This window comes from Bradyrhizobium sp. YCK136, from assembly GCF_044570075.1.
Lineage (GTDB): Bacteria > Pseudomonadota > Alphaproteobacteria > Rhizobiales > Xanthobacteraceae > Bradyrhizobium > Bradyrhizobium diazoefficiens.
In genome coordinates this window covers 2,957,675-2,970,780 of record NZ_CP172424.1, presented here as the reverse complement: position 1 = coordinate 2,970,780, position 13,106 = coordinate 2,957,675, and the positions used below count along the sequence as shown (strand labels likewise).

Sequence of the window (13,106 nt, the reverse complement as noted above, 5' to 3'; positions counted from 1 at the left end):
GAGGCATCGGCGGAGGCGGCAGGGCCGATGCGACGGGGCTGAGGGCGCCGCGGCAGCTGCGTTTGGTGGAGACAAGATGCAGGCACAGGACAAGAAGCGCGTGGCGCTCATTACCGGCGTGACGGGACAGGACGGCGCCTACCTCGCCGAATATCTGCTCGGGCTCGGCTATACGGTGCATGGCATTAAGCGACGCTCGTCCTCCTTCAACACCGCCCGCGTCGATCATCTCTACCAGGACCCCCATGTCGGCAACGTGCCGTTTTTGATGCACTATGGTGACATGACGGATTCGACCAATCTGATCCGCCTGGTGCAGCAGATCCGCCCGACCGAGATCTACAATCTCGCTGCGCAAAGCCACGTCGGCGTCAGCTTCGAGAGCCCCGAATACACCGCCAATGCGGACGCGATCGGCGTGCTGCGCCTGTTGGAAGCCATCCGCATCCTCGGCATGGAGAAAGAGACCCGCTTCTACCAGGCCTCGACCTCCGAGCTTTATGGCCTGGTGCAGGAGATCCCGCAGAAGGAGACCACGCCGTTCTATCCGCGCTCGCCCTACGGCGTGGCAAAGCTCTATGGCTACTGGATCACGGTGAACTACCGCGAGGCCTATGGGATGTTTGCCAGCAACGGCATCCTGTTCAACCATGAGAGCCCGATCCGCGGCGAGACCTTTGTGACCCGCAAGATCACGCGCGGGGTCGCCCGCATCGAGATGGGGCTGGAGGAGACGCTCTATCTCGGCAATCTCGAGGCCAAGCGCGACTGGGGTCATGCGCGGGACTATGTCGAGGGCATGCACGCGATCCTGCAGGCGGATAGCCCTGACGACTTCGTGCTGTCGACCGGCGAGACGCGCTCGGTGCGAGAGTTCGTGGAGCTTGCTTTTGCCGAGGTCGGCCGCAGCGTCGAATGGCGCGGCGAAGGCGTCGAGGAGACCGGCATCGACAGGAAGACCGGCAAGACCGTGGTGCGGATCGATCCGGTCTATTTCCGCCCCACCGAGGTCGATCTTCTGATCGGCGATTCCAGCAAGGCGCGGCAGAAGCTTGGCTGGAAGCCGAAGACGAGCTTTGCTCAGCTGGTGAAGGAAATGGTGGCGGGCGATCTTAGCGAGGCCCGGCTGGAGGTCGCCAATGGCAAGCACGCCGTTTGAGCTGAAGGGCAAGACGGTCTTCGTGGCCGGCCATCGCGGGATGGTCGGCGCGGCGATTGCCCGCCGGCTGGCACAGGAGAATGTCGAAATCCTGACTGCAAGCCGGGCCGAGCTCGACCTGCGCGACCAAGCCGCGCTGTTCGAGTGGTTTGCAAAGAAAAAGCCGCAGGCGGTGTTCCTGGCGGCAGCCAAGGTCGGCGGCATCGTCGCCAACAACACGCTGCGCGCGGAGTTCCTCTACGACAACCTTGCGATTGCGACCAACGTCATCCATGCGGCGCATCTGAACCGCACCGAGAAACTGATGTTCCTCGGTTCCTCCTGCATCTATCCAAAGCTCGCGCCCCAGCCCCTGCGCGAGGACTACATGCTTACGGGTCCGCTGGAGATCACCAACGAGCCCTATGCGGTGGCAAAGATCGCCGGCATCAAGATGGCGGAAGCCTATCGCAGCCAGTATGGCTGTGATTTCATCAGCGTGATGCCAACCAACCTCTATGGCCCCGGCGACAATTACCATCCCGAATACAGTCACGTGGTGGCCGCGCTGATCCGTCGGTTCCATGAGGCGAAGCTGTCCGGAGCTGCAAACGTGGTGGTCTGGGGCACCGGTACGCCGCAGCGGGAGTTCCTGTATGTCGACGATATGGCAGATGCCTGCGTGCACCTGATGAAAGTGCATTCGTCGAGCGACATGGTCAATATTGGCACCGGCGAGGACATCTCGATTGCCGAATTCGCGAAGGTCGTGGCGCGCACCGTCGGCTATACGGGCGCGATCAGCTACGACACCTCTCGTCCCGACGGCACGCCCCGCAAGCTGCTCGACGTCAGCCGCCTCGCCGCACTCGGCTGGCGCGCCCGTACTTCGCTGGAGGACGGCATTGCGCTGGCCTACCGCGCCTATCTCAGCGAGAACAAGCAGGCGACGGAGTGACCGACGGCCCTCATCCGATGACCTCAGGCGCGATCAATCGACCGTCGCGCCTCCTCTATGTCGTGATCGAGGATTGGGCCTTCCTGCTCAGCCGCCTACCGATGGCGCGCGCCGCCCGCGACGCTGGTTTCGAGGTCCATGTCGCGAGCAATGTGAACGAAGGCCGGGCCGCGATCGAGGCGGAAGGCTTTGTGCTCCACCCGATTCCCTTCAAGCGCGGCGGCCTGTCGCCGCTTGCGGCCATGCGTGCGGTGCTTGCGATCCGCAAGATCGAGAACGCGATCGATCCTGCGGTCGTGCATCACTCCGCTCTGCAATGCTGCGTGTTGGGCTCGCTTGCCGCACTCGACCGCGATTTTCCGATCGTGAATGCCATCACCGGGCTCGGCTACATCTTCACCTCGCCGAGTCTTCTAGCGCGCCTGTTGAAACAGGGCATGGTCTTGCTTTTGCCGTGGCTACTCAACCGCAGGCACAGCAACATTCTGGTGGAAAATCCTGATGACCGCGACGCACTGCTGGCACTTGGCGCGAGGCCCGAGCGGATCACGCTGATCCCGGGCTCCGGCGTCGATGCTGACAGGCTGCAGCCGCTGCCCGAGCCTGATGGCCCGATCACCATCGGCTTTGTCGGACGACTCCTGGTCGACAAGGGCATCCGCGCGCTGGTCGCGGCCCATGATCTCTTGCGGACTCAGGGGCACAATATCAATCTGATTATCAGGGGCGATCCGGATCCGGCGAATCCGGCGTCCGTGTCGCCCGACGAGGTCGAATCCTGGATCAGGCGTCCCGGCGTTGCCCGGCTCGGCTATGTCGACAATATCGCCACGCTGTGGCGCACGGCGCATATCGCAGTGCTGCCCTCGCATCGCGAGGGCCTGCCGGTCGCACTGATGGAAGCGGCGGCTTGTGGCCGGCCGCTGGTTGCCACCGATGCGCCCGGCTGCCGCGAGATCTGCATCGCCAATCAGACCGGGCTATTGGTCCCAATCGAAGATCCGCCGGCGCTCGCCAGCGCTATCCTGACGCTTGCGCAGTCGCGGGAGTTGCGCGCACGCTTTGGCGCTGCCGCGCGGAAACTGGTCGAGGACAAGCTCTCGGCGCACATCATCGGCCGATCCATCGTCGAGCTCTACAACAAGCTCAGTAACGAAAAGCGCGCCGCGCTGTCGGCGGCCTTCTCTCCACCCGCACGTTGAAGTGCCGCGCAGCAAACAGCCATGAACGTGCTTACCTCGATTCGGGACGAGGTCGCCGCCATCGTCGCCCCTGCACCCAAGGCAGGGATGATCCACAGCGCGGCCAATCGGATCAATCCCAGCCGTCCGACCATTCACATACCCCTGCGACTGACCGCCACGCGGCGCGGCGAAGTCGGCGAACTAGTGAGTCGTGATTCAAGGTCGGGATGATACCCGAAGCAAGAGAAGTCCACCTTTCGAGGAAAGATCGCAAGGTGCTTGAGGCGTGCTGTCGCTCACCGGTGACGTTGCAGCGCGATTTGAAGCGGGCGCGGATAGTTCTGTTGGCGGCGGATGGGCGCAGCACCCGGTCGATCGCCAAGGAAGTTGGGGTCCAGCCGCGGATTGTCAGCCTTTGGCGGCATCGCTATGCCGACCATGGCCTTGAAGGGCTGCAAGACAAGCCGCGGCCTGGCAAGCAGCCGATCTATACGAAGACGACCGACAAGCGGATTCTGAAGCTGCTGGATAAGCCGCCACCGCAAGGGTTTGCGCGCTGGACCGGCCCCCTGCTGGCCGAGGCGCTGGGCGATGTCGATGTCCAATATGTCTGGCGGTTCCTGCGCAGCCACAAGATTGACCTGGTGGCTCGCAAGTCCTGGTGCGAGAGCAACGACCCGAACTTTACGGCCAAAGCCGCCGATGTTGTCGGCCTCTATGTCGCGCCGCCGGCGAAGGCCATTGTGCTGTGCGTGGACGAGAAGCCCTCGATCCAGGCTTTGGAGCGAGCGCAGGGTTATCTGAAGTTGCCCAATGGCCGCGCCTTGACCGGCCAAAGCCACGATTACAAGCGGCATGGCACCACAACATTGTTTGCGGCGCTCGAAGTCGCCACCGGAAAGATCATCGCGACCCATTCAAAACGCCGGCGCCGCGTCGAGTTTCTCGATTTCATGAACAGCGTCACCGCGGCTTTTCCGAACCGCAAGCTTCACGTCATCCTCGACAACCTCAACACCCATAAAAAGAACGAGGACTGGCTCAAGGCCCACCCCAACGTGCAATTTCATTTCACGCCGACAAGTGCGTCATGGCTCAATCAGGTCGAAGTATGGTTTTCCATCTTGCAGGGGCAGTCGCTCAGCGGCACCTCCTTCACGAGCCTCAAGCAGCTTCAGGAACACATCGATGCCTACGTCAACGCATACAACGACAGAGCCGAGCCCTTCGTCTGGACCAAGAAAAAGGTCCGTCAACGCCGTTTCAAAGGCCGCCGTATCACTCAGCTCTGATTCCGGGTACTAGTTACAATGCGGTTCGGCATCAACCCGCGTCGAATCGAAATCGCGACGAGAACAGGGGAACCGCGTACCTTGCGATAATGTCCGTTCCGGAGCGCGTCGCTCCCCAGACGAGCTGGTGAACGCGCCTACTTTGCCGCTCCATTCCACGATCCCCTGCCTTCTGTCACTAAGCTATTCCGGCTCTACAACAGAATCTATGGCGCCAGCATGAAAGCGAGGCTTCAAAAGACATCAGCTGGCCAACTCATTGAATTCAAGAACCGTGGTCTGCATTGAGCAGGCTTGCTGGATAACTCTCCAGCTCTATTGTCGATCCGAAATCATCCTCTTGGAGCTTTTCCAGATGCCCGTCCCGCATGCTTCACAAGCCCTGTCGCGCTTTACCGTGCTCGATCTGACCCGTGTCCGGTCCGGGCCCACCTGCGTGCGGCAGCTCGCAGACTGGGGCGCCAACGTGATCAAGATCGATGCGCTGACCGAGGATGCCGGCGGTGAGCAGCCGGGCGGACCGCGGCGGGGCTCCGACTTCCAGAATTTGCACCGCAACAAGCGGGCGATGACGCTGAACCTGAAGGACGAGCGCGGGCTCATCGTGTTCAAGCGGCTCGCCGCCAAGGCCGATGTCGTGGTCGAGAATTTCCGTCCCGACGTGAAGAAGAAGCTCGGCATCGACTATGACAGCCTCGCCGCGATCAACCCGCGCATCGTCTATGGCAGCATTTCCGGCTTCGGCCAGGACGGCCCCTATCACAAGCGGCCAGGCTTCGATCAGATCGCGCAGGGCATGGGCGGGCTGATGTCGATCACCGGCGCGCCGGGTGAAGGCCCGATGCGGGTCGGCATTCCCGTCGCCGACCTCACCGCTGGCCTGTTCTGCGCCATGGGCATCCTGACCGCGCTGCTCGAACGCGAGGTCTCGGGCAAGGGCCAATGGGTGCAGACCTCGCTGCTCCAGGCCCAGATCTTCATGCTCGACTTCCAGGCCGCGCGCTGGCTGATGGAGAAAGAGGTCGCCAGGCAGGCCGGCAACAACCACCCGACCAGCATCCCGACCGGCGTGTTCAAGACCTCGGACGGCTACATCAACATCGCCACCACCGGCGGGCGGATCTGGGAGCGCTGCGCGCAGGCGATCGGCGCGCCGGAGCTCTACAGCCATCCGGACTATGCGACCGCGCCGGCCCGCTCGAAGAACCGCGACGCGCTCAACGCCGAGATCGAGAAGCGCACCGTGACGAAGTCGACCGAGACGTGGGTCCAGGAGTTCAACGACGCTGGTGTGCCCTGCGGGCCGATCTACGCCATCGACCAGATGTTCGAGGACGCGCAGGTCAGGCATCTCGGCATCGCGCAGGATGTGCCGAGCGACGAGGACCGCCACATCCGCCTGGTCGGCCAGCCCGTGACGCTGTCGCGCACGCCGAGTAAGATGGTGGCGCGGCCACCGGAGTTCGGCGAGCAGACGGAAGAGGTGCTGGCCGAGTTCGGTTTCGGTAAGGAGGAGATCGCGGAGCTCAGGCAGCGCAAGGTGGTGTAAGCGAACGCCGAGGCGCCCGGACTTCGAACCATGAAAAAAGCCCCGGAAAACCGGGGCTTTTCCATCCGTAACTGCCTGCCGATCAGTACTTGGCTCAGTACTTGGCGACGACCGGGCCCGCCGTGAACTGGTAGTTGAAGCCAGCACGGAGGATATGGTCGCGGAATTTGACGTCGATGTCATTCCCTGTCCCGGCGAAGTAGGTCTTGGTGCCGAGATCGATGTAGAGATATTCTAGCTTCGCCGACCAGTTGGGTGCGAACTTCTTCTCCAGGCCTGCGCCGAGCGTCCAGCCCACCCGGGTCCGGCTTTCCGACACTGTCGCGCCGGTGGCCGATATGGGCGCGCCGACGGGGTCGTTGCCATCGAACGCCTGAAGCGTAAGCGTCGGCGTGCTCGAGAACTTGACCTCGCCGACCGCCAGACCGCCGGTGGCATAGAGCAGCAAGCTCGGATCAACGAGGAAGCCGCCTCGTCCACGGAAGGTTGCGAACCAGGGAAAATCGGTGCTGGTCGCCGTGGACGCCGTGACACCAAACCTGCCGATTCGGATCGTGCCTAGCACGTCGTTCGATCGCCCGCGTTCGCCGGTGCCTTGAATGTCGGCCTCGACGCCGACGACCCATTTCCGGTCCAGCTGCCAATTGTAGCCAACTTGGCCGCCGCCGAGGCCGCCATCCACGTTCTGCTTGGCCGTGCCGATGGATCCCGCGGGAAAGGGCGCGCCGATCACAGCCGTCGCGGTCGTCCTGCCCCAGCTATAGCCGCCGTTCAAACCCGCATAAAATCCCGTCCAGTTATAACCGGGATCGACGATCGGCGGCGCCTTCACATAGGGCCTCGCCGCCAGATCGGCGGCCATCGCGTTCGTCCCAACCAGCGAGGCCGCTGCCGCAATTCCCATCACAATCCGCTTCATAACTTCGCCCCTGCCACAAAAACCAAAATCTGGATGGGACCATACGCCTTCGGTTCCAGCGCGGCTGTCGCGCGGCGGCAACATTTGGAAACAATCGGATGGCGCCAGGACTTGGACTGCGACGTCATCGACAAACTAAGCTTTTGATCTACTTATAGTTTAAGAGCGAATTTACCGTGATGCGGTTTTCGCCCGTTGCGTCCATCCGAAGTGGCCCAGCAGGCCATCGATCAGCGGCCAGAACAGAAGCAGAATCGCCAGCGTGGTAATCGACCCGACCAGCCCGTTCGCCCAGAACACTCTGAGGTCGCCGCCGGAGCCGATCATCGACAGGCGGAATGCGTCCTCGGCACGGTTGCCGAGGACGAGGGCGAGCGTAAACGGCGCCAGCGGAATTCCGATCTTCTTGAAGACGTAGCCAACGACGCCGAAGCCCAGCATCAGCCAGATGTCGAACATCGCGTTCTGGATCGCATAGGCGCCGATCGCGCAGGATACCACGATCATCGGCGCCACCGCCGCAAAGGGCACGCGCAGGATCGATGCGAAGATCGGCACCGTCGTTAGCACCAGCACGAGGCCGACGACGTTGCCGAGATACATCGAAGCGATCAAGCCCCAGACGAAATCCTTGTGCTCGACGAACAGCAGCGGCCCCGGATTGAGCCCCCATACCATCAACCCGCCGAGCAGGATCGCGGCTGTGCCGGAGCCGGGAATGCCGAGCGCCAGCATCGGCAGCAGCGCCGCGGTGCCGGAGGCGTGCGCCGCCGTTTCCGGCGCAAACACGCCCTCGATGCGACCCTTGCCAAAACTCTCCGGATCCTTGGAAAAGCGCTTGGCGAGATTGTAGCCCATGAAGGAGGCCGCGATCGCCCCGCCCGGGGTGATGCCGAGCCAGCAGCCGATGAAGGAGGAGCGCAGCAACGTCACCCAGTATTTCGGCAGGTCCTTCCAGACACCGAGCACGACGCGCAGCGAGATGCTTGCCGCGTGGCCGCGCAGTGCCAGCCGCTCCTCCATCGTCAGCAGGATCTCGCTGATTCCGAACAGGCCGATGACGGCGACGAGGAAGTTGATACCGCGCAAGAGCTCGGCCGAGCCGAAAGTCATGCGCAGATTGCCCGACACCGTGTCCATACCGATGCCGGCGAGCAGCAGCCCCAGCGACATCGAGATGACCGTCTTGTGCTTGGCCTCGCGCCCCAGGCCAACGAAGGAGCAGAAGGTGAGCAGATACACCGCGAAGAACTCGGGCGGGCCGAACTTCAACGCAAAGGACGAGATCATCGGCGCGAGGAAGGTGATCAGGAGCACTGCGACCAGCGAGCCGATGAAGGAGGACGTGAACGCCGCGGTCAGCGCCTCCGCCGCCCTGCCCTGCTGCGCCATCGGATAGCCGTCGAAGGTGGTCGCGACCGACCAGGCCTCGCCCGGGATGTTGAACAGGATCGAGGTGATCGCGCCGCCGAACAGCGCGCCCCAGTAGATACAGGACAGCATCACGATGGCGGAGGTCGGGTCCATCGTGAAGGTCAGCGGCAACAGGATCGCAACGCCGTTGGGGCCGCCGAGGCCCGGCAGCACGCCGACGAAGATGCCGAGCACCAGCCCGACCATCATCAGCACGAGCGTCTTCCACGTCAGCAGGACGGCGAAGCCGTGAAGCAGGAGACCGAGAGCTTCCATCGCGGGTCCGTCCTAGTGGCCGAAGGCCGCTTCGAGCGGCCCCTTCGGCATGATGACGTCGAAGGCGATGTCGAAGGTGACGAACATGATCGCCGTGAACAGGAAGGCGGTGAGCAGCGACTTCCACAGCGCGATCTTGCCGACGAGGCGCATGAAGGCCGCAATCAGCAAGAAGCTCGCGACATAGAGGCCGAGGAACTGCGTCACCAGACAGAACAGCAGCGTCGGCACGAACACCGCCATCACGCGGCGGGCCTGCGCGCGCGTGACGAAGCTTCCGGACGCCGCGCGGCGCGCGACGAGCGCCGCGATCAGGCCGTAGAGGCTGCCGCCGCCGAGGATGACGGAGAGATAGAACGGGAAATAGCCGGGCTCGGGCCCGGTTGCGTCCCAGGAAGCCCCGGTGCGCCAATTGTCGTAGCCGAGCGTGATGGCCAGCGCGAGCAGCAGGAGGCAGACAAGGATTTCGATCGTGCCTGAGCTGACGATGGAGGGCGAGTCCTCTTCAGGCGCGGTCGGATCGTCGACGACGATTTCTATATCGGTTTGGGACATGTGCTGCTTTGCAAAGCCGGAATGATGTCACCTCGCCCCCGCTTGCGGGGAGAGGCAGAGGTCGCATCCGCGGCCGTTTTCTAGGACGCCGAAGCAAAGCCTCGGCTATGGCGAAGCGCCGGGTGAGGGGGACTCTCGGCAGGGACGGGGAAAGCTGGACTCGCCGAGACCGCCCTCACCCCTGCCCTCCCCCGTAAGAACGGGGAGAGGGAAAAGAGAGACGGCTACTTCGCGACGAATCCGGCTTCCGTCATCAGCGCCTTGTTGATGGCATCGTCCTCCTCGAGGAATTGCACCATGTCCTTGCCGGTGAGGAAGATCGGCTTCAACGCCTGTTTCTCCATGTAGTCCTTGTACTCGGCGGTCTGCGTCACCTTGTGGAACAGCTCGACATAGAAGGCCTGCTGCTCGGCCGTGACCTTGCCGGGCAGGAACATCGCGCGCAGCATCAGATACTGGACGTCGACGCCCTCCTCCTTGCAGGTCGGGATGTCGGCCCAGGACTGCGTGTCCGTCACCTTGCTGGTGTAGGAGATGCGCTCCTTGTCGAACACGCAGAGCGGACGCACCTGGCCGGCGCGCCAGACTTCGAGGTTTTCGCTGGGGTTGTTGACGTTGGCCTCGGTATGGTTGCCAACGAGCTGGGTCGCGGCCTCGCCGCCGGACTTGTAGGGCAGATAGGAGAATTTCGCGCCGGTCTTCTGCTCCAGGAACACGGTCAGCACGTGATCCTCGCGCTTGGAGCCGGTGCCGCCCATCTTGAACGGCGAGCTCGCCGCCTTCGCGGCCTCGACGAATTCCTTCACCGTCTTGGGACCGGCGCTGTTGTCCCACAGCACGAACTGGTCGAGCGCGATCACCGAAACCGGGGTCAGCTCACGCCAGTTGAACGGGATCTTCGCCGACAGCGGCAGCATGTAGATCAGCGAATAGGCGATCAGCACCTTGTTGGGGTCGCCCTCGCTGGACTTCATGTACATCAGCGCTTCCGCGCCCGAGGCGCCGCCCTTGAGCGAGACGACCATCGGCTGCTTCATCAGATTGTTCTTCTGGATCGCGGCCTGCATCATTCGCGCCATCTGATCGGAAGCACCGCCCGCACCGGCCGCCACCACGATCTCGACCGGTTTGGTCGGTTCCCAGCCGGCAAAAGCCGGCGTGCCACAAAGCGCGGCCGCCAGCACGATCGTGGCCTTCATTCCATGTCCCACGTGCGTCTTCCCTAACCCGTCTTATTCGTAAGAGTGCGCCTGAGGGCTGGCGAGCGTGGTGTAAAGCGCTGATGCGGCGTAGGATTCGGTTGCGAAGCCACCCCATCACCTTCAACCGCGAACGCCACGCCCGCCATGACCGATGATACGATTCTGCCCTTCTCGTTTCCAGCCATTCACGCCAAGAAAGTCACAGCTGCCTTCGATGGTGGGCGCCTAACCTCGAACGGGGGCGTGATGCTTCTGGCGATGGCCGAGCGGCGTCTCGGCTTGGCCGACAATCTGGCCCGGGTGTTCCCGGATCGGCGCGATCCGACGCGGGTCGTGCACAGCCTTGTCGATATGTTCCGCGCGCGCATGTTCGCGATCTGCTGCGGCTACGAGGACGCCGACGACCTCGATCATCTGCGGTCCGATCCCGCATTCAAGCTGGCCTGCGGACGGCTGCCGGACACGGGCCGCGATCTGTGTTCCCAACCGACGCTGTCGCGGCTGGAGAATGCTCCGCGCCTGCGCGACGTGATCCGACTGACCTACATTTTGGTCGACGCATGGATGGATAGCTACCCGCGCGAGCCGGCATCCGTCACGCTCGACATCGATGATACCTGCGATGTCGTCCACGGCCATCAGCAGCTCTCGCTGTTCAACGCTCATTATGACGAACGCTGCTTCCTGCCGATCCACGTCTACGACACGGAGAAGAGCCGTCCCGTGGCGGTCGTGCTGAGGCCCGGCAAGACGCCGGGCGGCGTCGAGGTGCGTGCCCTTCTGCGCCGCCTGGTACGGCATATCCGGACGCGGTGGCACAACACGCGAATTACGTTCCGTGGCGACGGGCACTATGCCCGGCCGGAGGCCATGGCGTGGTGCGAGACCAACGGCATCGACTACATCTTCGGTCTGTCCGGCACCAAGCCTCTCGCCAGAAAAGTCGACGAGGTCGCCGACGACATCCGCACCCGACGCGCCATCGAGAACCTGCCGGTTCTGCGTGGCTATACCGAGACGCGCCACAAGGCAAAGTCCTGGGATCGCGAACGGCGCACCGTCGCCCGTATTGAGGCGACGATGCTCGGCCTCGACATCCGTTTCGTCGTCACCAGCCTCGATGTCGGCTCGGCCGAGTGGATCTACGACAGCCTGTATTGCGCGCGCGGCCAAGCAGAGAATCTGATCAAGCTGCATAAGACACAGCTCGCCTCCGACCGCACCAGCTGCCGTTCGGCGCTCGCCAACCAGGTCCGTCTCGTGCTCCATACGGCCGCTTATTGGCTGATGCTGACCGTGCGCGAGGCCATTCCCAAAGTCCGGGAATTGGCCGCTGCCGAGTTCGCGACGCTGCGTCTTCGGCTCTTGAAGCTCGCCGCCCGTGTGGTCGAGACCTCGAGCCGCATTCGCCTTGCGTTTGCCGCGGCATGTCCCGAAGCCGACCTGATCTGCGGCTTGCCCGGCGCGCTGCTGCCGCTCGGTCCTTGACCGGCGGGGCGTCCGCCCCCGTTCGCCCAACCCATCCCTCAAGCGCGTTGCAAAGTACCGGTCGTCAGGCGGCGAAAAGCCGAAGGCAATCCTGTGCGCCTCGTCAGACAAGATGTGCGGCCGCATCAATCGGGCCCAAAAGCCGCACTCTCACGAATAGGACGGGCTAATTTCTTGTTCGGATTGGAAATTCAAAGATGAATTCAGCGCCCATTGTGCTGGCGAATTCGGCTGGATTCAAGCCACGCGGCGCAACATTGCTTATGACTTTGGGATGAGAACAACTTATTCAAAAATTGAGTAGAATAAGTCAATTACTACATTGAGCAGCAAGCGCGCGGTCCATGAGTGTCGTTGTGCCGGCAACAGAAACTCAGATGTTGATGAGGTCTGAGCAAGACCTGCGACCGCCCCCCTGATCCACGGAGTGTCGACGTCCGGAGGGGCTAGGGAGACGGTCGCTATGGGCGCGCGTGCGAAGGATTAAGGCCCAGTTGCGAATAAATGATGACAAGTATCGGAGCCTATGCCGCCCGTTCGATCGAATTCAAGACGACGGCTTGACGAAAGAAAGAACGATGCGATACCCGCGCCCCGCGCTGGACTCGGCAGCACCGCGGTTCGCCGACAGCCTTACGCAGATCGGTTACCCCCCGAAGTGTCGGTTCAAGCGGATTTGTCGAAGACAATAGTTGGTAGAAATATGCCGCAGCTTCTCTACATTAACGAGAGATTTGGCCACGACGCGACAATTGTCTTAGACAGCGGAGACGCCTGTTGGATCTCTGTTGGTAAAAAGGGAGTCCTAATACGGTCTCACAAGCATAGCTTTTGGGGCGGATTGCTGGGAGGCCTTTTTGGTCCGAAGCTCTATGAGGAGCGGGATGTCTACCAAGCGCTACGGGTTGCGCAAGCTCTCACGGCAACGTATCCGCCGGTTCCACAAATTGGGTGCAAGGACGTGATATTGAAAGCTTTCTGTACAGCAGTTTGGCACTGCTCTTCACCCGCACGAGTTAAGGTCGCATTAGATGAGCCGGCGCGGCCCGAGGAGTAACGTTGCTGTCCGTCAGCTCCGCTTCGTAAGGCCAATTTTGGTTCCGTGCCCCGAAACGTCCTACAGCCGAACAGC

The 13,106-nt window shown here is 62.5% G+C and carries 10 protein-coding genes; 6 read left to right on the top strand and 4 right to left on the bottom strand.

Annotation, left to right across the window (positions count from 1 at the left end):
• Positions 1-76: 76 nt before the first annotated feature.
• The 5 genes from gmd (at position 77) to ACFLEY_RS13950 (ending at position 6,121) form a co-directional block, all read left to right on the top strand.
• Positions 77-1,159: a GDP-mannose 4,6-dehydratase gene (gene gmd, locus ACFLEY_RS13970; RefSeq protein WP_028173166.1), complete on the top strand. Its 1,083-nt coding sequence runs from the start codon at positions 77-79 to the stop codon at positions 1,157-1,159.
• Positions 1,140-2,096, top strand: coding sequence for a GDP-L-fucose synthase family protein (locus ACFLEY_RS13965; protein WP_396604668.1), 957 nt, complete (start codon positions 1,140-1,142; stop codon positions 2,094-2,096). Before gmd ends, ACFLEY_RS13965 begins: the two co-directional genes overlap by 20 nt.
• A gap of 17 nt (positions 2,097-2,113) precedes the next feature.
• Positions 2,114-3,298, top strand: a complete 1,185-nt coding sequence (locus ACFLEY_RS13960; RefSeq protein WP_060908278.1) for a glycosyltransferase family 4 protein — start codon at positions 2,114-2,116, stop codon at positions 3,296-3,298.
• Positions 3,299-3,507: 209 nt separating this feature from the next.
• Complete coding sequence (locus tag ACFLEY_RS13955; RefSeq protein ID WP_026192128.1) at positions 3,508-4,572, top strand: IS630-like element ISRj1 family transposase; 1,065 nt, start codon at positions 3,508-3,510, stop codon at positions 4,570-4,572.
• A gap of 355 nt (positions 4,573-4,927) precedes the next feature.
• Positions 4,928-6,121 carry a CaiB/BaiF CoA-transferase family protein gene (locus ACFLEY_RS13950; RefSeq protein WP_060912619.1) on the top strand — a complete coding sequence of 398 codons (1,194 nt, stop codon included), beginning with the start codon at positions 4,928-4,930 and terminating at the stop codon, positions 6,119-6,121.
• 94 nt (positions 6,122-6,215) lie between these two features.
• On the opposite strand, the gene ACFLEY_RS13945 is transcribed toward ACFLEY_RS13950, so the two are convergent.
• From ACFLEY_RS13945 to ACFLEY_RS13930, 4 genes are all read right to left on the bottom strand, one after another.
• On the bottom strand, positions 6,216-6,983 hold the full coding sequence (locus ACFLEY_RS13945; RefSeq protein WP_231166545.1) for an outer membrane protein: 768 nt from the start codon (positions 6,981-6,983) through the stop codon (positions 6,216-6,218).
• Between the two features lie 228 nt (positions 6,984-7,211).
• Positions 7,212-8,729 (bottom strand): tripartite tricarboxylate transporter permease, encoded by a 1,518-nt coding sequence (locus tag ACFLEY_RS13940; protein WP_028173162.1) that lies wholly within the window; start codon positions 8,727-8,729, stop codon positions 7,212-7,214.
• Between the two features lie 12 nt (positions 8,730-8,741).
• Complete coding sequence (locus ACFLEY_RS13935; protein WP_028173161.1) at positions 8,742-9,284, bottom strand: tripartite tricarboxylate transporter TctB family protein; 543 nt, start codon at positions 9,282-9,284, stop codon at positions 8,742-8,744.
• 224 nt (positions 9,285-9,508) lie between these two features.
• Complete coding sequence (locus ACFLEY_RS13930; RefSeq protein WP_162603672.1) at positions 9,509-10,483, bottom strand: tripartite tricarboxylate transporter substrate binding protein; 975 nt, start codon at positions 10,481-10,483, stop codon at positions 9,509-9,511.
• 147 nt (positions 10,484-10,630) lie between these two features.
• On the opposite strand from ACFLEY_RS13930, the gene ACFLEY_RS13925 reads away from it, so the two are divergent.
• Complete coding sequence (locus ACFLEY_RS13925) at positions 10,631-11,974, top strand: IS1380-like element ISBdi2 family transposase (RefSeq protein ID WP_060907971.1); 1,344 nt, start codon at positions 10,631-10,633, stop codon at positions 11,972-11,974.
• The last annotated feature ends 1,132 nt before the right edge of the window (positions 11,975-13,106 follow it).

What these genes read in the sequence shown, in the direction of transcription:
- gmd (WP_028173166.1), top strand. Translation starts at nt 77, where the DNA reads ATGCAGGCACAGGACAAGAAGCGCGTGGCGCTCATTACCGGCGTGACG.
- ACFLEY_RS13965 (WP_396604668.1), top strand. Translation starts at nt 1,140, where the DNA reads ATGGCAAGCACGCCGTTTGAGCTGAAGGGCAAGACGGTCTTCGTGGCC.
- ACFLEY_RS13960 (WP_060908278.1), top strand. Translation starts at nt 2,114, where the DNA reads ATGACCTCAGGCGCGATCAATCGACCGTCGCGCCTCCTCTATGTCGTG.
- ACFLEY_RS13955 (WP_026192128.1), top strand. Translation starts at nt 3,508, where the DNA reads ATGATACCCGAAGCAAGAGAAGTCCACCTTTCGAGGAAAGATCGCAAG.
- ACFLEY_RS13950 (WP_060912619.1), top strand. Translation starts at nt 4,928, where the DNA reads ATGCCCGTCCCGCATGCTTCACAAGCCCTGTCGCGCTTTACCGTGCTC.
- ACFLEY_RS13945 (WP_231166545.1), bottom strand. Translation starts at nt 6,983, where the DNA reads ATGGCCGCCGATCTGGCGGCGAGGCCCTATGTGAAGGCGCCGCCGATC.
- ACFLEY_RS13940 (WP_028173162.1), bottom strand. Translation starts at nt 8,729, where the DNA reads ATGGAAGCTCTCGGTCTCCTGCTTCACGGCTTCGCCGTCCTGCTGACG.
- ACFLEY_RS13935 (WP_028173161.1), bottom strand. Translation starts at nt 9,284, where the DNA reads ATGTCCCAAACCGATATAGAAATCGTCGTCGACGATCCGACCGCGCCT.
- ACFLEY_RS13930 (WP_162603672.1), bottom strand. Translation starts at nt 10,483, where the DNA reads ATGAAGGCCACGATCGTGCTGGCGGCCGCGCTTTGTGGCACGCCGGCT.
- ACFLEY_RS13925 (WP_060907971.1), top strand. Translation starts at nt 10,631, where the DNA reads ATGACCGATGATACGATTCTGCCCTTCTCGTTTCCAGCCATTCACGCC.